Genomic DNA, 25,510 nt, shown 5'->3' with positions numbered 1-25,510 from the left:
CCGGACCGCTGATCATCGGGCAGGCAGGCGGGCAGGCGGGCAGGCAGGTCCGGCATGAAGCAGACAGGCGACTGCCGCTGCGCCGCGCGTCCGCCCGTGGCCGTCGGGTCGTCGTCCGGCTCGACACCCGACGCCGGCCGCGGCGGTTGGCACCGCCGGGCGGGGCGCGCGGCGGCCGCCGATCGCCGTCGAGGCCCGCCGTGTCGACTCGCCGTGTTGAACCGCCTTGTCGAATCGACCCGGTGTCCGCGCCCCGTCGCAGGCACCGGTCGGCTGATCGGGTTGATCGAGATCAGACCAGCGAGTCCTGCCAGGCACGGTGCAGACCCGCGAACCGACCCCCGGCCGCGATGAGCTCCTCGGGCGCCCCGTCCTCCACGACCCGGCCGGCGTCCACCACCAGCACCCGGTCGGCGATCAGCACCGTCGACAGTCGGTGGGCGATGATCAGCGCTGTCCGGCCCGCGAGCACCGTCTCCAGCGCGTGCTGCACCGCGCGCTCGGTGGGCAGGTCGAGGCTGGAGGTGGCCTCGTCGAGCACCAGGACCCGGGGGTCGGCGAGGAAGGCGCGAGCGAAGGAGACCAGCTGGCGCTGGCCTGCCGAGAGCCTGCCGCCCCGCTTGCGAACGTCGGTGTCGTAGCCGTCGGGCAGGGCCGCGATGAACTCGTGCGCCCCCACCGTGGCGGCGGCGTGCTCGATCTCGGCACGGGTGGCACCGGGCCTGCCCAGCGCGATGTTCTCGGCCACCGAGCCCGAGAACAGGAAGGACTCCTGGGTGACCATCGCCACCGAGCGTCGGAGGTCGGCCTCGGCCAGCTCCCGGAGATCCACCCCGTCCAGCCGCACCGAGCCCGCGCTCGGGTCGTAGAACCGGGCGACGAGCTTGGCCACCGTGGACTTGCCCGCCCCGGTCGTCCCGACCAGCGCCACGGTCTGCCCCGCCGCGACGTCCAGGTCGAGCGGCTGCAACACCGTGGGCAGGTCGGCGCTGTAGCGGAACTCCACCTGGTCGAAACGCAGCCGCCCCCGCGACTCGGGCAGCTTCTTCGGCTCGGCAGGCTCGGGGACCGAGGGAGCCTCCTCCAGCACTCCGGAGATCTTCTCCAGCGCCGCCGTGGCGGAGATGTAGGAGTTGAGGAACATCGCCAACCGGTCCATCGGGTCGTAGTACCGGCGCATGTAGAGCAGGAACGCCGTCAGGATGCCCAGTTCCAGACTCCCGGTCGCCACCGCCCAGCCGCCGACCACGAGCACCGAGGCGATGCTCAGGTGCGCGATCCACTTCACGAGTCCGGTGAAGACGGCGAGCACGTTGAGCGCGCGTCGGTTCGCGTCGCGGAACTCCTGGTTGAACTCGTCGATGATCGCGTCGTTGCGACGTTCCCGACGGTAGGCCTGCACGGCCCGGATGCCGTTCATCGTCTCGACGTACTGCACGATCACCTTGGCCACCGAGGACCTGGTCAGCCGGTACGAGCGGCGCGACCGGCGCTGGAACCAGCGAGCCACGATGGCGAGCGGCACCGTCGCGGCCAGGGTGAGCAGCGCGAGCGGCGCGTCCAGCCAGATCAGCAGCACCGCGATGCCCACCATGCTCAGCAATGAGGTGAACAGGCTGTCCAGGCCCTCCTCCAGCAGCTCCTTCATCGAGTCGAGGTCGCTGGTCATCCGGGAGATCAGCCGACCGGAGGTGTACTTCTCGTGGAAGGAGACGGACAGGAGCTGGCCGTGCCGGAAGATCCGCTGCCGCAGGTCGAGCAGCAGGTCCTGGCTCGCCCGGCCGGACACCAGCGCGAAGCCGAGCTGGAAGAGGCCGGTCAACAGGTTGGTCACCGCATAGCCCGCCGCGAACAGCAGAACCGGGACGGGGTCGCCGTCCAGTGCGGCCGGGACGCCTCGGTCGATGGCGCCCGCCACCAACAGCGGGCCCGCCAGGTAGCTGAGGCTGCTGAGCGTCACCAGAACCAGGGCGGCCACCACCCGGCCTCGGACCGGGCGGACCAGCGAGCCGAGCAGCCTGCGAGACCTGGCGGCCAGCAGCAGGTTCGTGTTCCTGCTCAGCTCGTCCTGGTCCTCGGCTGCGACGCCGCGCCATGCCGCGTCCGTCCGGTCGTCCGCCGGGTCGTCCGGACGGCCCTGTTCGGTCGAGCCGGTCATCGCGCCTGCATCTCCTCGTTCGTCGGGGCCTGCCCGCTGCGTACCCGATCGCGCCCATCGGTCGGCCGGTGCGTCTCGGCGCGGACGATCTCCTGCGGACTTGCCGCCTCGGACTCCACGGCGTCGGCCGGGGACGTCTCGTCGGGGCAGGCACCTCGACCGGCGTTCAGGCTGTCGACGTCCGCAGCAGGCGCGGGATCGGTGGCCGTCGCCGCGACGACCTCCTCATCGAGCGTGGACAGCATCCTGCGGTACTCGGCACTGGTGGCGAGCAGCTCCTGATGAGTGCCCACCGCCCCGATCCGGCCGTCGACGAGCAGCGCCACCCGGTCGGCCAGGGCCACCGTGCTCGGTCGGTGCGCGACGACCAGCGCCGTCACGTCTCGCAGCACCTGTCGGAGCGCGGCCTCGACCTCTGCCTCGGTGTGCACGTCCAATGCGGAGAGCGGATCGTCCATCACCAGCACCGACGGTCTGCCCACCACGGCACGGGCCAGCGCCAGTCGTTGCCGCTGACCGCCGGAGAGCGACAGGCCCTCCTCGCCGATCCTGGTGTCCAGACCCCACGGCAGGGCCCCGACGAACTCGAGTGCGTGCGCCACTCGCAGCGCCGCCACGATGTCCTCGTCGCTCGCCTGCGGAGCACCCAATGCGACGTTCTCCCGGACACTCATCGAGAACAGCACCGGGTCCTCGAAGGCGGTGGCCACCCGGGTGCGCAGCAGCTCCAACGGCAGGTCACGCACGTCCACGCCGTCGAGCGTGACCCGGCCGCCGGTCACGTCGTAGAGCCGGGAGGGCAGTGCGGTCAGCGTCGTCTTGCCAGAGCCGGTGGTGCCGACCAGCGCCAGTGTCTCGCCGGGACGGACCACGAGGTCGACGTCGCGCAGCACGGTCGTCGGCGCGGCGGTCTGCCTCGTCCTCGCCGCGCCGTCGTGGCCGTCCGGGGCGGACCGGCCGGGCCCTGCGGCCTCGGCCGCGTAGGCGAAACTGACGTTCTCGAAGCGGAGCTCGCCACGTGCGTCGGCGGGCAGTGCGACGGGACGGGAGGGCTCGTCGACGGTGCGGACGGCGTCCCGGACCTCCCAGTAGCGGTCCGAGGCGGTGGCGGTCTGGCTCGTCTCGGTGAGCAGCCAGCCCATCGACTCGATCGGCCACCGCAGGACGGTGGCCGTGGTGATGCCCGCGACCAGCGCCCCGAGCGTCAGCGATCCGTCCGCGACGGCGAGACCGCCGAGAGCGATCATGACCGCGATTCCCGTCTCGGGCAGCGCGATCACCACGAGCCACAACCTGCCCATGATGCCGACCTTGCGCATCTCGGTCGTCCGCAGCGCCCGAGCCTGTTCGGCGAACTTCCTGCCGAGGTGCCTGCCCCGGCCGAACGCCTTGAGCACCCGGACGCCTAGCACCGACTCCTCGATGGTGGTGGCCAGGTCGCCGGTCTGATCCTGGGAGCGTCGTGAGCTGACGCTGTACTGCGCCTCGTAGCGGGCGCACAGCACGGCGACCGGAATGCCCGCCACCAGCAGGACGATCCCGAAGAAGGGCGCCAGGTAGAACAGGACGCCGAGTCCCACGATGATCGTGATGGTATTGACCACCAGGAAGATCGCGATGAAGGCGAGGAACCGCCGCACCTGCGCCAGGTCGTTGATGGCCCTGGACAGGAGCTGGCCGGAGGACCATTGATCATGGAACGACGCGGGCAGGCGTTGGAGATGGTGGTAGAGGTCATGCCGCATCGTCGCCTCGATACCGGTCGTCGGCCCCGAGATCAGCCTGCGACGAAGGAAGATCAGGACGGCCTCGGCGCAGCCGAGCAGCACGACCAGCCCCACCATCCACAGCAGCCCCGACCGGTCCGACTCCGCGATCGGCCCGTCAATGATCCGTTGGACGACCAGGGGTATCGCCAGTCCGGCCAGCGTGGCCAGCAGGGCACTGATGCCCGCCGCGATCAGCGGGAGCCGAACCGGCCGAACGTACGGCAGCAGCCGAAGAAGACTGCGGACGGCGGATCGACGTCTCGTCGTGTCCCCGGCTGCGGTTGCGTCGAGTCCGCGCGGCAGGCTGCCTGCGTTCTGGTCACCGGATGCGTCGACGGGACCGTCGTCGGCACGGAACACGGTGCGGACGGCGTCGGTGCTCGGTTCAGCTGGCTGAGCTTCCGGACTGACACGAGAACCCACGTGGGGAAGGTCGGTACCCATAGCCGAGTTGACGTTACGGACAGGGTCGCGCCGAAGCATCCTGATTTCTCACCCGGCACGGTGGATCGGACGGCAGGGACGAGGGCGGTCGACGGCCCGTGCCTGCCGATCGGTTCGCAGGTGAGGAGATGCCGCGCTCCCGTCCTGCGGGCATGATCCGAGACCATGACCGACCGACGTTCGGTGACCTTCCTCCGTACCCCGTCCAGCATGGCCTTCCCGGTGGGACGACTGCTGGTCTCGGTCGACGGCGTCGGCTACGTCCTCGCGGCGGACGGCTGGATTCGGCTCGGTGCGATCCTGCCCGCCGTGACGGCCGAGCTGTCCAGAGCGGGTGCCGAGGACTGGTGCGAGCAGGAGGGCTGGGATCTGAACCTGTTGGACGAGGCCTACCGCCTGTAGACGTCCGGGTCCCGACACCCGCGTCCGACGGCGTCGTGCCGGTCGGCGGGTCTCGTGTTCGAGAGCAGGCGCTGAGCGTTCCCCGGTTGATCGGCCTGCCCTGGGCGGCTGCCGCGTGACCTCCGCACTCGAGGCCTCCGCCCGACTCGTCGCGGGTCGGCCGCTGTCGTTCCACCGCCTGGCCGGACCGGATCGACCTGCCGTCCGCCTTGCGCGCGGGGCGGTCCGTGGACGTCGAATCTCTTCCCTGCGGCAGCCCGATGACCGCATTCCAGCGATCCGCCCGTTCGGATGACGTGAACTGCTCGATCGAGTGGACTCCACGGAACGCCTGTCTCGCGCGCGGCGCGTTTCCCTCAGTGACCGATCCGACACTGGTAGGTGTCTTCGGTGAACGATCACGTCGACGTCGGTCCGCTCGCCGCGCGCTGCGCAGCCGACGACCGCGTCTGCCGGAAGGGCCGGGCCGACTGACGGAGTGCGATGGTGCATAGGCAACTGCCGAAGGTGGGGCGGACACAGAACTGGCGCTGGCTGGCGATGCTGGTTCTCGTGCCCGCCGTGCTGTCCACGGCCGGGATGGTCTGGCCGGGTGCGGCGATCGAGGAGACGTTGACCCGACGATCCGAGGAGGCCTTGACCGAGGCTCGGATCTCCTGGACGGGCCTGGAGGTCCGAGGTCGGGACGTCCGGGTGTCCGGCGTGCCATCGGGCAGGCGGGCCGAGGCACGAGAGAAGATCGAAGAGGTCGCAGGCGTTCGTGCCGTGTCCGCCGTCGCCGACGGCGCTGCGGGCGGCGGCCTGTCGGTGATCCCCCGAGGCAGGCAGCTCGCGGTGTCGGGCATCGCTCCCGACGAGCAGGCCGCCCGGCGGCTTCTCGACGAGATCCGCGACCGGCGGGACGGCCGAGAGGTGGTCGACGCCGTACTGGTCGTCGACGGCTCCGCGCTGCCCGCCGACCCGGCTCTCATCGCCGAGGTGCTGGCCGAGGTGCCGGAACGGACCGCGGCGACGGTGAGCATGTACTGGTGGTCCGACACCTTGATGCTCACCGGTCCGGTGATCGACGAGCAGACCGCGATCGAACTCCGCACCTCGGTGCGTGCGGTGCTGCCTGCGGAGATCCGGCTGGAGGACCGCACCTGGCAGGCCCGGCTCGGTGAGACCGCCACCTTCGGCGCGGAGGCCTTCCAGGAGACCGTCAGCACGATGCTCGCCGACGGTGGCGGCCTCCGCTTCGCGGCGGGCTCGGCCCGGTTGACCACGTCCGGAACCGAGGTGCTTCGACAGCTCGTGGGGCTGTTGCGGGTGGCGCCCGGCATGCCGGTGATCCTTCACGGCCGCGCGGCAGACGGCGAGGCCGATCTCGCCGGAGCCCGCGCGGAGGCGGTCCGCGCCGAACTGCTCGATCAAGGTGTGTCCGGTTCGCTGGTCACCATGCGCAGCTCGGTGGATGCCGCCGATGACAGTGACGTCGACGTCGTCGACGTGCAGATTGGTTAGGAGAGAGCGGTGGCCTGGTTGTTCGGGCAGGTGTTCCTGTTGTGCGCGTTGTCGTTCCTGCTGGGGTCGTTGGTGACCTGGCTGTTCGTGACGCGGCAACGGCGGATCGAGACCGGGCGGGCCGTGCGGACCGTCCCGGTGGGCGAGGTCGCCGAGGCCGCACGGCCGCAGGCGATCGAACCGGAGCGTGGCGACGGCGCGGCGAAGGCAGGCGGGGCGGTGAAGGGATTCGTCGAACCGTCGGGCGGTCCCGGCCCGGAGGTCCTGCCGGGGTCGGTGCTGCCGACGGAGGCTCGGTCGGCAGCACCGAAGGTCAAGGACACGAAGTTCGGGGACACGAAGTTCGAAGACGCCGAGTTCGAGGATTCGTTGTCGGTCCGGCTCACCTATGCGGCGGCGGACGGCGAGCCCGCCTGGCATGAGCCCGGCGAGGAGCGGAGGCAGCCCGAGACGGCGGGGATCGCAGGCGACCCGAGGAGTAACGGGCAGGAGAAGAACGGCGCTGCGGGCGACGGGCAGAACGGTGCAGGACACAACGGCAACGGGGCCCAGGAGAGCAAGGCCGTGCAGCCCTTGGCGGCGGCTCAGGTGCCTGCTCAGACTCGTGGCCCCGTCGACGAGGAACCGGAGCCTGCGAGGTCGGCCCGTCCGGAGCCGTCCGAGGAGGAGCAGCAGGTATCCCCTCGCATGGTCGTGCCCGGTCCGTACCGGAACTCGGCTCGCCCGTCGCCCGACGGCACGGCACCCGCGCCCGACTACCGGGTGAAGGGGAACCAGAAGTCGAAGCTCTACCACACCAGCGACTCGCCGTATTTCACCCGGACCAAGGCGACGGTGTGGTTCCAGACCGAGACCGACGCGGAGCAGGCGGGTTTCACGTCCAGCGCCGTACGCCGATCGACGTCGGTCCGCTGAGGCAGATCTCGTCCTGATCCGAGCGGCCGCACCGGCCAGGACGGACCCCGACGAGGCCTAGGCGACGACGGAAGGGGCGGTCACCGAGTGGTGACCGCCCCTTCCGTCTCGTCGGTTCGGGTGTCGAAGTGCCGGACCGGCCTCAGCCTCGTTGGGAGCGGACGCCGAGGAGCACGTCTTCCCACGAGGGCACGATCGGATGGTTCTTCTTCCGCCGAGCACCGGCCTTGCCCGCGTCGCCGACGTGATCGGCGTCCGCCGTGCCCTGGGCAGCGGCCCCGTCCGAGCCATCGCCTGCCCCGCCTGCCCGTGCCGCAGCCCGGCGATCACCGGGGCGGGGACCCGCCGTCAGCGGCGGCGGCACGATCGTCTCTCTGGCGGTCGCGTCGATCGCCGTCTCGGCGCCATCGCCCGGCCGTAGCGGCTCGCGATCACCGCCGGAATCGCCCGCCACCACGTGCTCCTCGACAGCGGGCTCCTCGTCGGTGATGGCGGGGATGATCGTGGTGTCCTCGTAGGGGTTGTCCAACGCCTGACGGGCCAGCTGGGTGACCGGTCGGACCGTGCGCAGCGGTCTGCTCGGCGACGGGTCGAGGAGGTCTGCGGCGTGCTCGTCCAGGGCGATCACGGTGCCACCGTGTGCACCCCGGTGGAAGACCCAGTGCGCACGGTTGTCGGACCGGCCCGCGTGCCAGTGCAGCGAGATGACCCACTTGCCGTCCTCGCCCCGCCAGGAGTCCCACTCCGAATCGGAGTACTCCTGCCCGCGCAGGCTGAACGCGTGCGAGACGACCTCGCCGAGGGTCTGGACGTCCGGGCCGTCCTCCCGCATCGGGTGTGCCCGCTGGGCCAGATCCGCCGTCCGCGAGCGCTCCAACAGCACCGGGTACGCGAAGCGCTCCACCCGGTGTGGTGGAATTCCCGCTGCCTCGGAGACCTGCTCCACCGAGGCCCCCGCCCGGATTCGCGCCTGGATCTCCTTCGGACGCATCTGGCTTTCCATCTCGACCTGCACCTGGCCGAGGTGAGTGGCATCGCCCCGGGCGGCAGCACGCAGCCGCTCGTCCACCGGGATCGAGAAGCGCTCACCGCGCGCCGGGTCTTCGCAGATGACGGTCTTGCCGTCGTCGTCGAGCCCGACGACTCGCAGCGCTCGCATCACGACCTCCCCCGATGACCACAGGCCTCCTCGGACGACAGGAGTGGCTCGGTGCGACACCCGAATTCTCGAGGCCGCACGGCCCCGCCCCGGTCCGGGAGGTCCGTCTCATCTACCTACAGTGCCGCCATTTCACCCACACGGCAGCTTGTCTCCACCTCCGATCTTGCCCTCTCTGTAGTCATCGCGCCAGTTCAATGCCGATTAGCCGCCCGTTCAGACCAGTCGTTCAACCACCCAGTCGACGGCGCGGGTCAGGATTTCGACGTCTGACGGCTCGATCGCGGGGAACATCGCGACGCGCAGCTGGTTGCGTCCGAGCTTGCGATACGGCTCGGTGTCGAGGATTCCGTTGACGCGCAGGGCCTTCGCGATCGCGGCGGCGTCGACGGTCTCGTCGAAGTCGATGGTGCCCACGACGGCGGAGCGGTTGGCCGGGTCGGCGACGAACGGGGTCGCGTAGGGCGACTTCTCCGCCCAGGAGTAGAGCCTGCTCGCCGAGTCGGCGGTGCGGCTGGTGGCCCAGTCGAGGCCGCCGCCTGCCAGCAGCCACTCGATCTGGTCCGCGAGCAGGAACAGGGTGGCGACCGCCGGGGTGTTGTACGTCTGGTCCTTGCGGGAGTTGTCCAGTGCGGTGGGCAGCGAGAGGAACTCGGGCACCCAGCGGTCGGACTCGCCGATCTCGGTGATGCGCGCCACCGCGGCCGGGCTCGCCAGTGCGATCCACAGTCCGCCGTCGGAGGCGAAGGACTTCTGCGGCGCGAAGTAGTAGACGTCGAAGTCCTCGGCCTTGACCGGCAGACCGCCCGCGCCGGAGGTGGCGTCGATGGCGATCAGGGCGTTCTCGGAACCGGCAGGCCTGCTGACCGGCACGGCGACGCCGGTGGAGGTCTCGTTGTGTGCCCAGCCGATCAGGTCGACACCCTCGTGGGACGTCGGCGCGGGCGCGTCGCCCGGCTCGGCCTTGATCACCACCGGGTCGGCGAGGAAGGGGGCGCCCTGCGTGACCTTCGCGAACTTCGAGGAGAACTCGCCGTAGGTGAGGTGGAGCGAGCGCTCCCGCACCAGACCGAAGGCCGCGGCGTCCCAGAAGGCCGTGGTGCCGCCGTTGCCGAGGATGACCTCGTAGCCGTCGGGCAGGGCGAACAGCTCGCGCAGTCCCGCGCGCACGCGCGCGACGAGGGACTTGACCGGCTTCTGGCGGTGCGAGGTGCCGAGCACGGCGGCGCCTTCGGCCGCGAGGCGGGCGAGCTGTTCCGGCCGCACCTTGGAGGGGCCGCAGCCGAAGCGGCCGTCGGACGGCAGCAGCTCGGCGGGGAGCACCAAGGTGGTCGGGTCGACTGTCTGGGTCATGACGGCGCCTCCGTGTGGAGCAGCGGACAGGTACTCCTCCGGCGCCGTTGCCGGATGAGCAAGTGTTGCAGCTCTATGACGGACAGATGACTTCAGGGGGTCGCGTGATGATCAACTCTATCGCGACTCTCCGAGGGCTGCGCGACGGGCAGGGCGTGGATGATCTGAGAGTCGGTCTTCGGTCCCGCTGGAGTCGTGAGCGGGGATTAGGCGTGGATGAGCTGCCAGGCGACAGGAGGGAGCCATGGCGGTGTCATGGTGACCGACGCCGACGCCGCAGATCGCCGCGCCTGCCCCGCGCAAGCCCGAAGGCAGGGATCAGAGACAGGATCTGAGACGTCCCTGGAGCCCGACTCGACGCTGGATCGGTCACGGGATCGATCCCGCTGCTGATCTGCGCTTTTCTGGTGTCCAGGATCACCCGACGGTTGGCAGGACTTCACCTTCTGGGTGCTATCGGATGGCGGCTCGGTGAACGTACGGTGCCTCGTCACGGGTGCCATTGCGGTCGAGGCGGGGAGTGTGAGACCCATGTCCGAGGTGAACGTCGTTCTGCCTTCCATGCGCGTCGCGTACCAGGCGGGAGCGCTGAACGAGGAGCAGCTCTCCGGGACGTGGTCCGAGCAGCTGCAGCTCTGGCTGGACGAGGCGGCGGCCGCCGGGCTTCCCGAGCCGAACGCGATGGTCCTGGCCACCGCCGACCCGCAGGGCAGGCCGTCGTCACGGACCGTGCTCGCGAAGATGCTCGACGAGCGGGGCCTCGTGTTCTTCACCAACTTCACGTCGGCCAAGAGCCACGAACTGGCCGCGACCCGGTACGCCTCCGCGACCTTCCCGTGGATCGCTCTACAGCGCCAGGCGACGGTGCGCGGGCAGGTGGAGAAGATCGACAGCGCGGAGACGGCCGCGTACTGGGAGCAGCGTCCACGGGGCGCTCAGCTCGGCGCCTGGGCCTCGCCGCAGTCGGCCGTGGTCAGCGGTCGGAGCAGCCTGAATGCGGCCTTGTCGGCCGTGCAGCGGCGATTCGCCGACGTCGAGAACGTGCCGGTCCCGCCGCACTGGGGCGGGTGGCGGATTCGACCGGAGACCGTCGAGTTCTGGCAGGGCAGGCCCGATCGCCTGCACGACCGGCTCCGCTACCGCCAGGGCAGGGACGGCTGGCGGGTGGAGCGCATCGCTCCCTGAACCGGGCTCCTTGTCGGGCACCACGACCACCGGGTCCGCAGCCTGTTGACCACGGCTGCGGGCCCTCGCGTCGGGCACCGTCCGCGCTCGGTCGGGCTGCCTCGCGGCGGTCGATCTCTGGCGAGTCGCAGCACGGCAGGCGTGCCGGGTCCGGCGCGATGCCGACGGCGGGGGCGTCGGTCTGTCGATCCGGCGATGCGGCAGGTTCGTCCACCGGGACGTGACGTCGACATCGGCCGTGGTGCGGGAAGGGCGGCGCTCGCAGGGCCGCCCGGGGACGGACCCGAAGGGCCTTCTCGCGGCGCGGTTCCGGTGGCGTGCGCCGCGCGCCCGCGCCGCCTGCCTGCGACTGAGATCCTCGGCAGGGCAGTTGTTCGCGTCGCTAAGGGCATTAGGCTGCGGCGGTGAGCGAGCCGGGGCTGGACGACAACGACGAGTCATCGACGTCCTCCCCGCCGCCCCGTCGGCCGCGCGGCAGGCTCGGCAGGCTGATGCTGGACACCGAGCCGTTGCGGGTCGCCCCGTTCCGGCGGCTCTGGACGTCGACCGTGGTCACCTCCGTCGGCGCGCAGTTCGCCGCCGTGGCGGTGCCCAAGCAGATCTTCGACATCACCGGTTCCTCGGGCTGGGTCGGTCTGACCGGTCTGTTCGGCCTCGTCCCGCTGCTCGTCTTCGGCTTATGGGGCGGTGCGATCGCCGACAGCGTCGACCGCCGCAAGCTGATGATCGTCACCAACCTCGGCATCGCGACCACGGCGCTGTTGTTGTGGGCCGCCGCGGCGGTGAACACCGACTCGGTGTGGACCGTCCTGCTGCTGTACGCCCTGCAGCAGTCGTTCTTCGCGGTGAACATGCCCGCCAGGACGGCGTCGGTGGCGCGACTGGTCTCCACCGCGCAGCTCCCGGCGGCGCAGGCGCTGACGGCCACCGTCGCGCAGCTCGGAGCCGTGGTCGGCCCGCTTCTCGCGGGCATCCTGCTGCCCTTCGTGGGGCTCTCCACCCTCTACCTGGTCGATGCGCTCTCGCTGCTGGTGGCGCTGGCGGCGGTGTGGCGACTGCCTGCGATGCCGCCGTCGGCGTCCGCGCCGAGGCGGGCGGGACTGCGGTCGGTCATCGACGGCGTGCGCTACATGCGGGTGCACACCGTGCTGGTCGCAGTCCTGGTCCTCGACGTGATCGCCATGGTGTTCGGGCTCCCCAGAGCGTTGTTCCCGGAGATGGCCGAGCGGACCTTCGGCGACCCGCCGGGCGGCGGCGCGGCATTGGGCCTGCTGTACGCCGCCCTGCCGCTCGGCGCCTTCCTGTTCGGTCTCTTCTCCGGCTGGGTGACGCGAATCCGACGGCAGGGCGCGGGCCTGGTGATCGCGGGGCTGTGCTGGGGGCTGGCCGTCATCGGCTTCGGGCTGGCTGACTCGCTGTGGCTCGCCGTGCTGTTCCTCGCGCTCGGCGGCGCGGCCGATCTGGTGGGCACGATCTACCGGGGCGCGATGTTGCAGACGGTCGCCACCGACGACATGCGGGGGCGGACCCAGGGCGTGTTCCTCGTGGTCGTGGCGGGCGGGCCGCGCCTGGCCGACGTGCTGCACGGCACGGCGGGGGCGTCGGTGGGCACCGCAGCCGCCACGGCGGGCGGCGGGGTGCTGGTGGTGGTGCTGACCATCGTGGGCGCGCTGCTGCTGCCTGCGGTCTGGCGATATCGGCCGCCCGTCGACGACCAGGACGCAGCGGGGGCGGGCGCCGCCGGATCGGACGCGGCTCCATCGGACGCGGCTCAAGTGGGCGCGGCTCAAGTGGGCGCGGCTGAATCGGAGTCGGCCCGCGCGGAGCCCGCCGGTCCGGAGCCGGAGTCGACCGGTCTGGTGCCCGGCGGCGCAGCCGCCGTGGACACCGATACGGATGTCGGCGCAGTGGACACCGCCGACACCGGTGTCGGCGCAGGAGACACCGCCGACGCGCCCGTCGGCGCCCTGGACACCGTCCTCGCTGTCGACGCCGTTGACCCTGAGATCAGGACAACCGGCCACGAATCGGACGTGCCTGCGGAAACAGAACGGAACGGGCAGCGGGGCGGCGACGCCACCGTCAGGTGATCGCTGCGCTGAACGAGTGAAGGACTGCGGCGGCGTCCGCCGCTCGTCGGCCGTTCGGCTCACCTGTTCCGGCCTGGATGGCGCAGTCCGTTCCGACAGAAGGGTTCCATCCTCATCGGCCGCTACCCGGATCGTCGGCTGCGCGGCACACTCCATGGTCATGGTGAACGGGACCAGTGGGGGATCACCGGTGCAGCCTGCCTCGGAGGAGCCCGCGCTGAAACGCGTGATGGGCCCTCGGCTGCTGCTGTTGTTCGTGATCGGCAACGTGCTGGGCACCGGCATCTACGCCATCAGCGGCCGGGTCGCGGGAGTGGTCGGCGGCGCGCTGTGGGTGCCGTTCCTGATCGCGTTCGGCATCGCTTTCCTCACCGCCTTCAGCTACGTCGAGCTGGTCGGCAAGTACCCGAGGGCCGCAGGCGCCGCGCTGTACACGAACCGAGCGTTTCGCAGTCCCTTCTTCACCTTCATGATCGCCTTCGCCGTGATGTGCTCCGGCATCACCTCGGCCTCCTCGGCGGCCCGCGCGGTCAGCGGCGACTACCTCCAGGAGTTCGTGACGGTTCCCGCGCTGGTGGTCGCGATCGGGTTCATCGTTCTCCTGGCACTGGTGAATCTCCGCGGTGTCGCCGAGTCCCTCATCGCCAACGTCGTGCTCACCGTGATCGAACTGCTCGGGCTGCTCATCGTGATCGCCATCGGCGTGGGCGCGGTCCTCAACGGGGCGGGCGATCCGGGCAGGCTGCTGGAGTTCAACGCCGAGATGGGGCCGTTGCTGGCGGTGACCTCCGCGACGGCGCTGGCGTTCTTCGCACTGGTCGGCTTCGAGGACTCGGTGAACATGGCCGAGGAGTGCCACGAGCCCGCGAAGATCTTCCCGCGCGGCCTGTTACTCGGGCTGAGCATCACCGGACTGATCTACGTGCTGGTGGCGCTGACGTCCTCGCTGCTCGTCGAGACCGACGTGCTCGCCGCCTCCGACGGGCCGCTGCTGGAGGTCGTGCGGATCGGCGCTCCCGGCTTCCCGCTGATCCTCTTCTCGGCCATCGCGATCTGCGCGGTCACCAACTCGGCGCTGATGAACATGATGATGGCCAGCAGGCTCCTGTACGGGATGTCCAAGGAGAGGATCATTCCCCGGCAGTTCGGGCGGGTGCTCCCGGTGCGCCGTACGCCGTGGGTGGCGATCCTGTTCACCAGCATGGTGGCCGTGGTGCTCGTCAGCACGGTGGACATCGCCCTGCTGGGCGGCACGACCTCGTTGCTGCTGCTGGTGGTCTTCGGCGTGGTGAACATCGCGGTGCTGGTGCTGCGGCGCGAGGAGGTGGCACATGCACACTTCCGCGCCCCGACGGCAGTGCCGGTGCTCGGCGCGATCACCTGCTTCCTGCTGGCCAGTCCGCTCACCGGCAGGCCCGCGGAGGAGTACGGCATCGCAGGCATCCTGCTGGTGATCGGCTTGGTGTTCTGGGCGGTGAACCGGATGATCCTGGGCAGGGTGACAGTCGATCCGGCAGCGGGCTCGCGACGAGCCGACTGACGCGCCTGCCTCCGCCGATCGAACGCAGTTCGCCCCGGCCGGAGCGACCTCGCCGAGGATCAACCCGGTGCCCTCGATCCTGCCGTGCCACCGTGCGGCGGCATCGGATCGGCACGACCGCCGATCGGCAACAGAGTTCGATCACGACAGCCCGTCCGGCGCAGCCGGGCCAGAGTTCCCCTTGAGGAGATCACGACGATGTCGTCCCCTGACCAGGCCGTCCGACCCGTTACCGGCGAGCAGTACGAGATCCGAGACGGCGAGGTTCGTGCGGTCGCGACCGAGGTCGGCGCAGGCCTGCGCGAATTCGAGGTCGACGGGATCGCCTACCTGCACTCCTTCTCCGAACAGCAGCTGCCGCCGTTCGGCGCGGGCACGTTGCTGGCGCCGTGGCCGAACCGGGTCGCGGACGGCAGGTGGACCCTCGACGGCGAGCCGCAGCAGCTCGCCCTGACCGAGCCAGCCCGGCACAACGCGATCCACGGACTGCTCCGGCAGACCTCCTGGGAGGTCGTCGAGCGGCGGGAGGCCCGGATCGAGCTCGCCGCGACGGTCAACGTGCAGGCGGGCTGGCCGGTTCCGCTGCGGGTGGCCGTCGTTTACGAGGTCGGCGCGGACGGACTCACGATCACCCACCGCGCGACCAACATCGGTCGGAGCCGCAGCCCGTTCGGGGTCGCCTCCCATCCGTTCCCGAGGCCGGGGAACACGCCGACCTTGGACTGCACGCTGACGCTGCCCGCAGGCACGGTCCTCCCGGTCGACGACCGGCTGCTGCCGACCGGGCCCGCCGAGCCGGTCGACGGGACGGACTTCGACTTCCGGGCGGGCCGACCGCTGCGCGGGGTCACGCTGGACACCGCCTTCGGCGACTGTCGGCCGGATGAGACGGGTCTGGTCCGGCACAGCCTGCTCGGCCCGGACGGCTCCGGAGTGCAGGTGTGGGCCGAGCCGGTGTTCAGCTGGGTGCAGGTCTTCACTCCGGAGGACCTCGGCGGGAACGGCCCTGCGGTGGCGATCGAGGCGATGACCTGTCCGCCGGACGCGTTGAACTCGGGCGTCGATCTGATCTGGCTGGAGCCCGGCGAGACCTGGCAGGGCAGCTGGGGCATCCGGCGGGTGTGATCGCGGTGCCGGGGGCGGCCTGTCGCCGTCACACCCGCACGCCGACGCCCGGCGCGCGGCTCGACGGCGCAGGCCTCGCTTGGCGGGTCTCGACGGGCTGCGGCCGGGCGCCGGTGTCTGTGTCGCGGAGCCCGATACGACGGTGATGCGGGTGTGATTCGACCGTGATTCGACGACGGGCGGGTGTTCTGCCCGCCCGTCTCGGTCTCGACGGACTGTCTTGTGCGGTGCCGGAGGTCCGCCGATCGCCTGCGCCGACGTCGATGCCGCGTTGCTCTGATCGGCCGAAGAGATTAGCGTTGCTAACCATGACAGATGTCCTCATCACAGGCGGATACGTGGTCCCGGTCGACCGCGATCCGATCTCGGGCGGCTCGGTGTTGATCCAGGCCGGGAAGATCGTCGCGGTGGGTTCGGCCGCCGAGGTCACCGCGCCCACCGGCATTCGCACGATCGACGCGAGCGGGCAATGGGTGCTGCCAGGCTTCGTCGAGTCGCACGGGCACATCGGCGTGCACGAGGAGGGTGAGGGCTGGGCGGGGCAGGACACCAATGAGATGACCGACCCCAACGGCGCCCGCTTCCGCGCGCTGGACGCGATCAACGCAGCCGACATCGGCTTCCACGACGCGTTGGAGGGCGGTGTCACGTCCTCGGTGATCAAGCCGGGCTCCGGCAACCCGATCGGCGGCCAGACCGTCGCGGTGAAGAACTGGGGTCGCACCGTCGACGAGATGCTCGTCCGGCAGCCGGTCAGCGTGAAGAGCGCGCTCGGCGAGAACCCGAAGCGGGTCTACGGCGAGCAGAAGAAGACGCCGTCCACTCGGCTCGGGGTGGCCGCGATCATCCGGGACGCCTTCCTGAAGGCCCAGGACTACCGGGAGCGGCGGGAGCACACCCGCCAGGAGGGCAAGCCCTTCGAACGGGACGCGACGATGGAGGTCCTGGTCAAGGTCCTGGACCGGGAGCTGCCGTGGTGCCAGCACACGCACCGGGCCGACGACATCGCCACCGCGATCCGGCTGTCCGAGGAGTTCGGCTACCGACTGGTGATCAACCACGGCACCGAGGGTCATCTGGTGGCCGATCTGCTCGCCGAGAAGCAGATCCCGGTCATCATCGGCCCGCTGTTCACCACCCGGTCCAAGGTCGAGGTGCGACAGCGGCACCTGCGCAACCCCGGCATCCTGGACCGGGCGGGCGTGGAGATCGCGATCACCACCGATCACCCCGTCATCCCGATCAACTTCCTCGTGCACCAGGCGACGTTGGCGGTCAAGGAGGGGCTCGATCCGGCGGCAGCGCTGCGCTCGCTCACGGTCAACCCGGCGCGCATCCTCGGCCTGGACGACCGGGTCGGCTCGCTGACACCCGGTCTGGACGGCGACGTCGTGCTGTGGTCCGGTGACCCGCTGGACGTGATGAGTCGGGCGCTGCGGGTGTTCGTCGACGGCCGGGAGGTCCTGACCTACGACGAGGCCACCCGCGAGCAGACCATCGCCGATCCGTTCTATCGCGAGGGCTGAGGCCTCGCACCTGCTCCCGTCGACCGCCGAGGATGGCGATCGACGTCTTGCCCACGCGGCCTCGGGTCTGATAGGTCAGGGCGACGCCGGTCTGAAAGTCTGTCTTTGATCCCCCTCCGTCGCCGCGCTGGCCCCGCGCAACAGGACAGTGGGGATTGAAGACAGGCTCTGAGGCGGTGACCTTGTCGATGAGGAGTACGGATGATCCTGGTGGGCGGCGAAGCGCTGGTCGACCTCGTTCCGGAGCAGTCGGCGGATCGGCGAGCCTGCGAGGACGATCTCGCTTCGCTGTCGCCCCGGCTCGGGGGCGGCCCGTTCAACGTGGCGATGGCGGCGGGCAGGCTCGGTGTGCCGACGGGCTTCCTGTCGCGGATCTCCACCGACTCCTTCGGTCGGGCGCTGCTTGCCAGGCTCACGGCCTCCGGGGTGGACGTCACACTGGTGCAGCGAGGTCAGGAGCCGACGAGTCTCGCCGTCGTCGACCTCGACGGCGGCGGCTCGGCCCGGTACACCTTCCATGTCGCCGCGACGGCCGATCGGCTGGTCGAGGAGCCCGCCACCCTGCCTGCCGAGGTGACCGCCCTGTGCCTCGGGACCCTGGGCATGGTTCTGGAGCCGGGGGCGAGCCGGTACGAGTCGCTGCTGCGGCGGGCGGTGCGACGCGGCACGCTGACGATGCTCGACCCGAACATCCGGGCCGCGCTCATCCCCGACGCGGCGGCGTATCGCAGCCGGTTCCTGTCCTGGCTGCCCGACGTCGGCGTACTCAAGCTCTCCGACGACGACGCGGCCTGGCTGGCCGACGTCGAGCCAGGAGAGCCTGCCCCGCTGTCCGAGCCTGCCGAGGTGACGCACGGCGTCGACGGTGCCCAGGAGTCGCTCGGCGTCGATCCTCGGGTGCTGGCGGCGGCCCGTCGATGGCAGGAGGCCGGGCCCGCCGCCGTGATCCTGACCAGAGGCGCCGACGGCCTGCTGGTCCTGTTCTCCGGCGGCCGCCTCGTCGAGGTGCCGGGCGTCCCGGTCACCGTCGTGGACACCATCGGCGCGGGCGACACCGTCTCCGGCGCGGTGCTGGCGTGGCTGCATCGGCACGGCGCCGTGACCCCGGCCGGTCTCGCGGGCCTCGACGAGGGCGGCTGGACCGACTGCCTGTCGTTCGCTGCGGCCGCCTCGGCCCTGACCTGTTCTCGGCAGGGCGCCGAACCGCCCTGGGCCGCCGAACTGGCGGGGTGGTCTACGGGATGAGTTCGGCATGGCGCCTGCCGAATCGATTGATCCTGGTCGTCCCCGGATATTCGGTCCAGGCGCCGACGATGACCTCATCCTCGGTTTCGGATGCCCTCGGTGACTGGTGAGCCGACTATTCGCGGGCGGCCGAACATCTTCTGATCGAGGGCACCGGAAATTGTCACTTTCCGTGTCCTCGATCAGTGCCCGCATCCGGGTTTCTTTATCGTCCCGGCACGAGAATGGGAACGGATCGACACTTCATCCGGCCCGATCGGGGTCGAAATGTGAAGAATCTATGCCTTCGGTGTCTCCGCCGTCGTGCTACCCCGGACGGCCCAGCGGCCGGAAACGATCACTGTGTGTGATGTCCGTCTCATTCCGTTCCGGGTGATCTTCGCGGACGCCTCCGATGCTGCACCCCGTCCTGGTGCCGGGGTCCGGCCGTTCGACCGCCGTAGGCATCCGTCTGATGGAGTAGTCGCCGACTCCGTAGCGCAACCGTCGGTCGGGGGTGTCCGCTCGCCGGAGACCGCGCGGGCGGGCGGAGCGGCCTCAGCGGGCTCAATTGTGAGCTGAGCCTCTCCCCAATCTGTGATTGTGATCCCAACTGGGCCTGCCGGCTAACGCGATGGGTAGGCGGCGGCCATTCCGAGGACTAGCGTGGCGAGAGACAGGACCCCGACGAGGCGGTGCTGACGTTTCAGCTGTGGGCAGCCGATTCGGCTTGCGGTGGCGTAGTGCGACTAGCACGGTGAGCGTTGTCTCGTCCGAGTGTTGAGAGGGACCAGTATGCCCGACGACGCGAATGCTCACCGTTCCGTCGCGCTGCGCCACAAGGGCGGCGACCATGAGATGTCAGTCGTGCCCGCCACCGACGGGGCGTCTGGTATCGATCTCGGCAAGTTGCTCGCGAAGACGGGGTTGGTGACGCTCGACTCGGGCTTCGTCAACACCGCGGCCTGTTCCTCCACCATCACCTACATCGATGGTGACGCAGGCATCCTCCGCTACCGGGGATATCCGATCGAGCAGCTCGCGCAGCGGTCGAACTTCATCGAGGTCAGCTACCTGCTGATCTACGGTGAGCTGCCCACCCAGGCCCAGCTCGACGATTTCACCGACAAGATCCAGCGGCACACGCTGCTGCACGAGGACCTGAAACGGTTCTTCGACGGGTTCCCCCGCGATGCGCACCCGATGCCGGTGCTCTCCTCGGCGGTCTCGGCGCTGTCCACGTTCTACCAGGACAGCCTCAACCCGCTCGATCCCCATCAGGTCGAGATGTCGACGATTCGCCTGATGGCGAAGCTCCCCACCATCGCGGCCTACGCGTACAAGAAGTCCGTGGGACAGCCGTTCCTGTACCCGGACAACTCGCACGGGCTGGTGGAGAACTTCCTGCGGATGACCTTCGGTCTGCCCGCAGAGCCCTACGAGGTCGACCCGGCGCTCATCCGCGCCCTCGACCTGCTGTTCATCCTGCACGCCGACCACGAGCAGAACTGCTCGACGGCGACCGTGCGGATGGTGGGCTCGTCGGAGGCGAACCTGTTCGCCAGCGTCTCGGCGGGCATCAACGCCCTGTTCGGGCCGCTGCACGGCGGGGCGAACCAGGCCGTCCTGGAGATGCTCGACGGCATTCGTGCCGACGGCGGCAACGTCGAGAGCTTCGTGGACAAGGTCAAGAACAAGGCCGACGGCGTCAAGCTGATGGGCTTCGGTCACCGGGTCTACAAGAACTACGACCCTCGCGCGGCCATCGTCAAGAAGACGGCCGACGAGGTGCTCGGCAGGCTTGGCGTCGACGACCCGCTGCTCGACATCGCGCTCAAGCTCGAAGAGCGGGCCCTGTCCGACGACTACTTCGTGGAGCGCAGGCTCTACCCGAACGTCGACTTCTACACGGGTCTGATCTACAAGGCGATGGGCTTCCCGACCAGGATGTTCACCGTGTTGTTCGCGCTGGGCAGGCTGCCCGGCTGGATCGCACAGTGGCGGGAGATGATCGAGGACCCGGCCCGCAAGATCGGCAGGCCTCGGCAGGTGTACACCGGCGCGACCGACCGGGACTTCATCCCGCTCACCGAGCGCTGATCCGCCGCACCGCAGGCACCGTCACGAAGGGCACTCCGCAGGGGTGCCCTTCGTGGTGTGTCGGCCGGTTCCTGTGCCGGTGGTGCCGGATCGCCGCCGACGACACCGCTGCGCAGGCGATGCTCTGCGGCTAGCGTCGCGAGCATGGTTTGGGACGACACGAGCGTGCTGTGGTTTCGGCGTGACCTGCGCTGCGGGGATCAGCCTGCGATGGCGGCGGCCGGGGAACGGGCAGGCCGGGTGCTGGCCCTGTTCGTCCTCGATGATCGGCTGCTCGGGCCTGCGGGCGCCCCGCGTCGCACCTTCCTCTTCCGCTGTCTGCGGGCGCTGGCCGAGCAGCTCGACGGACGACTGCTCATCGTGCACGGTGATCCGGTCGAGGCGGTCGCGGCCGCAGCCGAGGCGGTGTCCGCCCGCACCGTGCACGTCACCACCGACACCGGCCCGTACGGACGACGTCGGGACGACGCGGTGCAGCGACGGCTTGCCGGACAGGGCGTGGAGCTGATCGGCACCGGGACCGCCTACGCGGTCTCGCCAGGCCGAGTGCGCAAGCCGGACGGCACCCCCTATCGCGTCTTCACACCGTTCCGCCGGGCCTGGGGTGAACACGGGTGGCGGCAGCCCTCGGCGAGTGATCCCTCGACGATCGACTGGATCGACCCCGGCACGCTTCGCGGCGGCCCGACGGCGGTGCCCGTGCCCGCTGACGACGACCTCGGCGAGGTCCGACTGCCCGCAGCGGGGGAGCGGGCCGGGCTGGACCGCTGGGCGTCCTTCCGCGACGAGCGACTCGCCGACTACGCGGAAGGCAGGGATCGGCCCTCGGCCGACGGCACCAGCAGGCTCTCGACCTATCTGCACTGGGGCTGTGTCCACCCGCGCACCCTGCTCGCCGACCTGGCAGGCGATCGAGGAGAAGGCGCGACGGCCTTCCGACGTGAACTGGCTTGGCGGGACTTCCTCGCCGACGTGCTGTGGCATCAGCCGGAGTCGGCGCGGCAGAACCTCGACCGGCGCTTCGACCGGATCTCCTACGACACGGGTCCGGACGCGGACGAGCGCTTCGAACGGTGGCGAACCGGACGGACCGGCTTCCCCTTCGTCGACGCCGGGATGCGACAGCTGACCCGCGAGGGCTGGATGCACAACCGGGTGCGGATGGTCACGGCGAGTTTCCTGGTCAAGGACCTGCACCTGCCCTGGTGGTGGGGTGCGCGGCACTTCATGACGGCGCTGGTGGACGGCGACCTGGCGTCGAATCAGCATAACTGGCAGTGGGTCGCGGGCAGCGGCACCGACTCGGCGCCGTACTTCCGGGTGTTCAACCCCGTGACACAGGGGCGGCGCTTCGACCCGGACGGCGACTACGTGCGCAGGCACGTCCCGGAACTGCGGGGGATCGCAGGCAAGGCGGTGCACGAACCGTGGAAGGCAGGGGAGGACGCGCCCGCCGACTATCCGGAGCGGATGGTCGATCACGGCGAGGAACGGCAGGAGGCGCTGCGCCGCTTCGGCGAGATCAGCGGTCGCTGACGGACCGCTGCCGAGACGGGACTCGGCCCCGCTCCACGAGTCGAGAGCGGGGCCGAGTCGGTCTGCGGCGTGGGATCAGGCCTTGCTCAGCGCGTCCTTCAGCTTCACCCGGCTGCCGGTGCGCAGCACGGCGTTCGAGTAGATCCGCGACGCCAGCGCCAGCAGCACCGCGGCCGCCACGAGGCTGAGGACGACGGCCACGCCGATCTGCCAGATCGGCACCACCGAGGTCGCGATCCGGACCGGCATCATGAACGGCGAGAAGAACGGCAGCAGCGACAGCCATTCGCCCGTCTCGTTCTCCGGATCACCGACCAGCAGCGTGAAGGTCAGGATGAACGGGATGAGGACCAGCATCATCATCGGCATCATCACCGACTGCACGTCCTCCTGCCGGGAGACCAGCGCCCCGGAGGCCGCCGCCAAGGTGGCCAACAGGAAGAAGCCGAGCAGGTACCACAGCAGGCCGGACACCGCGGCGCTCAACGCCGCCGTCGGCACCGTCAGCAGTCCCGCCGCCACGGCGCCGCCGACGCCGATGATCGCGATGGACAGCAGCTGTACGAGCCCGACCGCCCCGATGCCGACGACCTTGCCGAGCATCAGCTGGTAGGGCCGGATGGTGGCGAGCAGCAGCTCGACGACCCTGCTCGACTTCTCCTCCACGACGCCCTGCGCCACGTAGGAGCCGTACATCATCATCGACATGTAGAGCAGGAAGCAGGTCGCGATGCCGATGAAGAGCTGCTCGACCTGCTGGGGGTTGGCCTCGTCGAGGTGCGTGATCTGGACCTGCGCCGCCGCCGCGACCTCCTGCTGGACCTGCGCCGGATCGAGCCCGCCTGCGGTCAGCTGGGCGTTCAGCGCCGCCTGCTGGGCGATGCCGGACAACAGGACCTCGACGGTGTCGGGGAGGCCGGTCTTCACCGTCACCTGGGGTTCGGCTGGAGTGCCGCCGACCAGGACGTCCAGCTCCTCGTCGCGCACCTGCTGCTCGCCGGTGGCGGCGTCGGGCACCTCAGTGACGACCAGGTCCTCGCCGAGCGCCTCGCCCGACGCGGACAGCTCCGCCGAGATCGCGGTCATCTCGCCGGTGAGCCCGATGGACGTCGAGCTGTCACGGCCGCCGATGAAGGTCATCATGGCGATGTAGAGCGCGATGGCTGCGACGAGGCCGAGCGTGCCGAACACGAAGCTCTTCGACTTCAGTCGGGTGTCGATCTCCCGCTTGGCCACCAGCATGATCGCCTTCGTGGGGCTGACCGCCCGGCTGCGGGAGGGAGTCGGGGCGCTCACTGCGCCACCTCCTGACTGACGACGTTGCGGAACAGTTCGGTGAGGGCGGGGCGGTGGGGGGAGAACTCGCGGACCGGCCCGGTCGCCAACGCCGCGGCGAGCAGCTGCTGGTCGTCGACGCCGTGGGACAGCTCGACCAGGTAGGCGGAGCCGGTCTGCTCGACGACTCGCACGCCCGAGATCGCGTCGGTCCACCCCGGCTGCGCCGAGGGGACGTCGATCCGGATGCGCAGCGCCGCGTCACCGCGCAGCTCGTCGACGGTGCCGCAGGCCACCATCTCGCCCGACCGGATGATGCCGACGCGGTCGCAGAACCGCTCGACGAGTTCGAGCTGGTGGCTGGAGAAGATCACCGGCGCTCCTGCCGATGCCTTCTCGCGCAGCACGCTGCTCATCACGTCGACGGCCATCGGGTCCAGCCCGGAGAACGGCTCGTCCAGGATGAGCACCTCGGGGTCGTGGACGAGTGCGGCGGCGAGCTGCACGCGCTGCTGATTGCCCAGGCTGAGCTTCTGCACCTCGTCCTTGCGGCGTTCGGCGAGGCCGAGCCGCTCCGTCCACTCGTCGGCGGCCCGACGTGCGTCGGCCGTGGCCATCCCGTGCAGCTCACCCAGGTACACGAGCTGGTCGTGCACCTTCATCTTCGGGTAGAGCCCACGTTCGGAGGGCATGTAGCCGATCTTGCGGCGGGTGTCGAAGTCGACGGCGTGGCCCTGCCAGCGGACCTCGCCGGAGTCGGTGGCGAGCACCCCCATGGCGATGCGCATCGTGGTCGTCTTGCCCGCACCGTTGCTGCCGACGAACCCGAAGAGCTCTCCGGACCGGACCTCGAAGGTCATCTCGTTCAGCGCGACCAGTTCGCCGTAGCGTTTGCTCAGCCGGTCGATCTCTAAGGTGGACTCGTTCACTGTCGTCCTCCCCCATTTCTGTCGTGCGGTGTTCTCTGTTCTGCGTCGCCGAAGCGGGCGACGCGGGGCTCCACACCGTGGGCGGCCTCGTCGGTGGAAGCCTCGCGGTGGAAGTTCTGGTCTCGGGTCGACTCCGGTGTCTGTGGTGGGGCCTCTGCGGTGGGGACAGTCTGGGCGGTGGGCGCGTTCTCCGCGCTCTCTGCGGTGACTGCGGTGGTCGAGCCTGCCTGCCGAGGCGTGGCCGCGGCGCCGCCCGCCTCCTCGACCTCGTCGAGCAGGTCCGCCGGGTCGTCGTCGGGCAGGGTCCAGGCCAGCACGCCGACGGGGACCGTGCCGCAGAACAGGGTGACCGAGGCGATCACCACGGCCAGGTGTGCCGCAGTGACCTGCTGGGCGCCCAGCGAACCCAGTGCTCCACAGACCGCCCCGTTGAGAGTCATCGCGGTGATGAAGCCGTACCGGGTCGCTCTGTCCCGCAGGGCGCTCTCTCGTTCGTCGAGCACCAGCGTGCTGGATTCGGAGATGCCTCTGGTGACGACACGCAACAGGATCCACTGCGCGATCCAGAGGACCACCAACCCGAGCCAGAGCAGCTGACGCCAGCTCGGTTCGCCGCCTGAGGTCACGGTGACCAGCACGCCTGCGACGGCGGTGGCTCCGCAGGTCACCACCAGCGGCCTGCGGTGGGCTCGATCGCGCCAGGCGGGCAGCGTGCGGTCCAGCCGCTCCAGGCGGCGTTGATGCGCGCCGACGCGGATCTCGCGATAGCGCTGCCGGAGCGTCTCCTGCCGGTTCACGTCTCGCCCCGCCTGCCGTAGAGCTCCTCGGACAAGGGGGCGAACGGGGTTCGACTGAACACCGCCTCGACGGGCAGCCCGAAGACCTCGCAGATTCGCAGGGCGAGGTCGAGGCTCGGGTAGTGATCCCCGCGTTCTAACGCCCCGATCGTCTGTGGATTCACCTCGACCGCCTTCGCCAACGTCACTCTCGACAACCCCCGTTCGGTCCGAAGCACCTGAATCCGATTGAAGATCGGCAGGTCTTTCCCCCTACGGACTGGGCTCACGCAACACAATGTTGCAAAAACACAACAGGAAGTCAAAACGAACTCATGTTCGGTGGTCGTGGACCCGCCCAGGCCGAGATCCGGTCTCGCGAGGTGATCGGGTGGCTACGATCGGTGCCCGTCGAGGCTCGTCGGAGGGCATTGCCGGACGAGCTGGGACGCCGCACCCTGGGGCGTGTATCCGGACCTGCCCGTCGGGCCCGGCCGCCGC

The 25,510-nt window shown here is 70.0% G+C and carries 19 protein-coding genes; 11 read left to right on the top strand and 8 right to left on the bottom strand.

Annotated features, from left to right (window positions below):
• Positions 1-292 precede the first annotated feature (292 nt).
• Both UA75_RS28995 and UA75_RS28990 read right to left on the bottom strand, forming a co-directional pair.
• Entirely contained in the window at positions 293-2,158 is a 1,866-nt protein-coding gene (locus tag UA75_RS28995) for an ABC transporter ATP-binding protein (RefSeq protein ID WP_075742938.1), read from the bottom strand.
• Positions 2,155-4,350 carry an ABC transporter ATP-binding protein gene (locus UA75_RS28990; RefSeq protein WP_232237528.1) on the bottom strand — a complete coding sequence of 732 codons (2,196 nt, stop codon included), beginning with the start codon at positions 4,348-4,350 and terminating at the stop codon, positions 2,155-2,157. Before UA75_RS28990 ends, UA75_RS28995 begins: the two co-directional genes overlap by 4 nt.
• A gap of 186 nt (positions 4,351-4,536) precedes the next feature.
• Here UA75_RS28990 and UA75_RS28985 point away from each other — a divergent pair, with 186 nt between their 5' ends.
• From UA75_RS28985 to UA75_RS28975, 3 genes are all read left to right on the top strand, one after another.
• Entirely contained in the window at positions 4,537-4,773 is a 237-nt protein-coding gene (locus UA75_RS28985) for a hypothetical protein (protein WP_075742936.1), read from the top strand.
• Positions 4,774-5,256: 483 nt separating this feature from the next.
• A complete protein-coding gene (locus tag UA75_RS28980; RefSeq protein ID WP_075742935.1) occupies positions 5,257-6,276 on the top strand; it encodes an OmpA family protein in 1,020 nt (339 codons plus the stop codon).
• A 9-nt stretch (positions 6,277-6,285) separates the two neighbouring features.
• Positions 6,286-7,191 carry a hypothetical protein gene (locus UA75_RS28975; protein WP_075742934.1) on the top strand — a complete coding sequence of 302 codons (906 nt, stop codon included), beginning with the start codon at positions 6,286-6,288 and terminating at the stop codon, positions 7,189-7,191.
• Positions 7,192-7,333: 142 nt separating this feature from the next.
• Here UA75_RS28975 and sepH read toward each other — a convergent pair whose 3' ends face one another.
• Positions 7,334-8,350, bottom strand: a complete 1,017-nt coding sequence (gene sepH / locus UA75_RS28970; RefSeq protein WP_075742933.1) for a septation protein SepH — start codon at positions 8,348-8,350, stop codon at positions 7,334-7,336.
• A 216-nt stretch (positions 8,351-8,566) separates the two neighbouring features.
• Positions 8,567-9,703, bottom strand: coding sequence for a phosphoserine transaminase (serC, locus tag UA75_RS28965; protein WP_075742932.1), 1,137 nt, complete (start codon positions 9,701-9,703; stop codon positions 8,567-8,569).
• A 531-nt stretch (positions 9,704-10,234) separates the two neighbouring features.
• Between serC and pdxH the strand changes: the two genes are divergently transcribed.
• The 8 genes from pdxH (at position 10,235) to UA75_RS28925 (ending at position 22,029) form a co-directional block, all read left to right on the top strand.
• On the top strand, positions 10,235-10,888 hold the full coding sequence (pdxH, locus tag UA75_RS28960) for a pyridoxamine 5'-phosphate oxidase (RefSeq protein ID WP_075742931.1): 654 nt from the start codon (positions 10,235-10,237) through the stop codon (positions 10,886-10,888).
• Positions 10,889-11,292: 404 nt separating this feature from the next.
• The gene (locus tag UA75_RS28955) at positions 11,293-12,978 is read left to right on the top strand and encodes an MFS transporter (protein WP_412459530.1); all 1,686 of its coding nucleotides are present in this window, start codon (positions 11,293-11,295) and stop codon (positions 12,976-12,978) included.
• 160 nt (positions 12,979-13,138) lie between these two features.
• A complete protein-coding gene (locus UA75_RS28950) occupies positions 13,139-14,518 on the top strand; it encodes an APC family permease (protein WP_075744339.1) in 1,380 nt (459 codons plus the stop codon).
• Positions 14,519-14,716: 198 nt separating this feature from the next.
• Positions 14,717-15,643 carry an aldose 1-epimerase family protein gene (locus UA75_RS28945; RefSeq protein WP_075742930.1) on the top strand — a complete coding sequence of 309 codons (927 nt, stop codon included), beginning with the start codon at positions 14,717-14,719 and terminating at the stop codon, positions 15,641-15,643.
• Positions 15,644-15,951: 308 nt separating this feature from the next.
• A complete protein-coding gene (locus UA75_RS28940; RefSeq protein ID WP_075742929.1) occupies positions 15,952-17,169 on the top strand; it encodes an amidohydrolase in 1,218 nt (405 codons plus the stop codon).
• 201 nt (positions 17,170-17,370) lie between these two features.
• Positions 17,371-18,414, top strand: coding sequence for a carbohydrate kinase family protein (locus tag UA75_RS28935; protein ID WP_075742928.1), 1,044 nt, complete (start codon positions 17,371-17,373; stop codon positions 18,412-18,414).
• Between the two features lie 774 nt (positions 18,415-19,188).
• Positions 19,189-20,493, top strand: coding sequence for a citrate synthase (locus UA75_RS28930; protein ID WP_075742927.1), 1,305 nt, complete (start codon positions 19,189-19,191; stop codon positions 20,491-20,493).
• 144 nt (positions 20,494-20,637) lie between these two features.
• Entirely contained in the window at positions 20,638-22,029 is a 1,392-nt protein-coding gene (locus UA75_RS28925) for a cryptochrome/photolyase family protein (protein ID WP_075742926.1), read from the top strand.
• A 75-nt stretch (positions 22,030-22,104) separates the two neighbouring features.
• Here the strand turns inward: UA75_RS28925 and UA75_RS28920 are convergent, their stop codons facing one another.
• The 4 genes from UA75_RS28920 to UA75_RS28905 are packed head-to-tail and all read right to left on the bottom strand — an operon-like array spanning position 22,105 to position 25,299.
• On the bottom strand, positions 22,105-23,325 hold the full coding sequence (locus tag UA75_RS28920) for an ABC transporter permease (RefSeq protein ID WP_083683751.1): 1,221 nt from the start codon (positions 23,323-23,325) through the stop codon (positions 22,105-22,107).
• Entirely contained in the window at positions 23,322-24,233 is a 912-nt protein-coding gene (locus UA75_RS28915) for an ABC transporter ATP-binding protein (protein ID WP_075742925.1), read from the bottom strand. Before UA75_RS28915 ends, UA75_RS28920 begins: the two co-directional genes overlap by 4 nt.
• Positions 24,230-25,030, bottom strand: a complete 801-nt coding sequence (locus UA75_RS28910) for a hypothetical protein (protein WP_075742924.1) — start codon at positions 25,028-25,030, stop codon at positions 24,230-24,232. Before UA75_RS28910 ends, UA75_RS28915 begins: the two co-directional genes overlap by 4 nt.
• Positions 25,027-25,299 (bottom strand): helix-turn-helix transcriptional regulator, encoded by a 273-nt coding sequence (locus tag UA75_RS28905; protein ID WP_075742923.1) that lies wholly within the window; start codon positions 25,297-25,299, stop codon positions 25,027-25,029. Before UA75_RS28905 ends, UA75_RS28910 begins: the two co-directional genes overlap by 4 nt.
• Between the last annotated feature and the right edge of the window lie 211 nt (positions 25,300-25,510).

Source organism: Actinoalloteichus sp. GBA129-24, assembly GCF_001941645.1.
Classification (GTDB): domain Bacteria; phylum Actinomycetota; class Actinomycetes; order Mycobacteriales; family Pseudonocardiaceae; genus Actinoalloteichus_A; species Actinoalloteichus_A fjordicus.
Note: the sequence above shows the minus strand (reverse complement) of the source record. Positions and strands in the feature narration are given on the sequence as shown.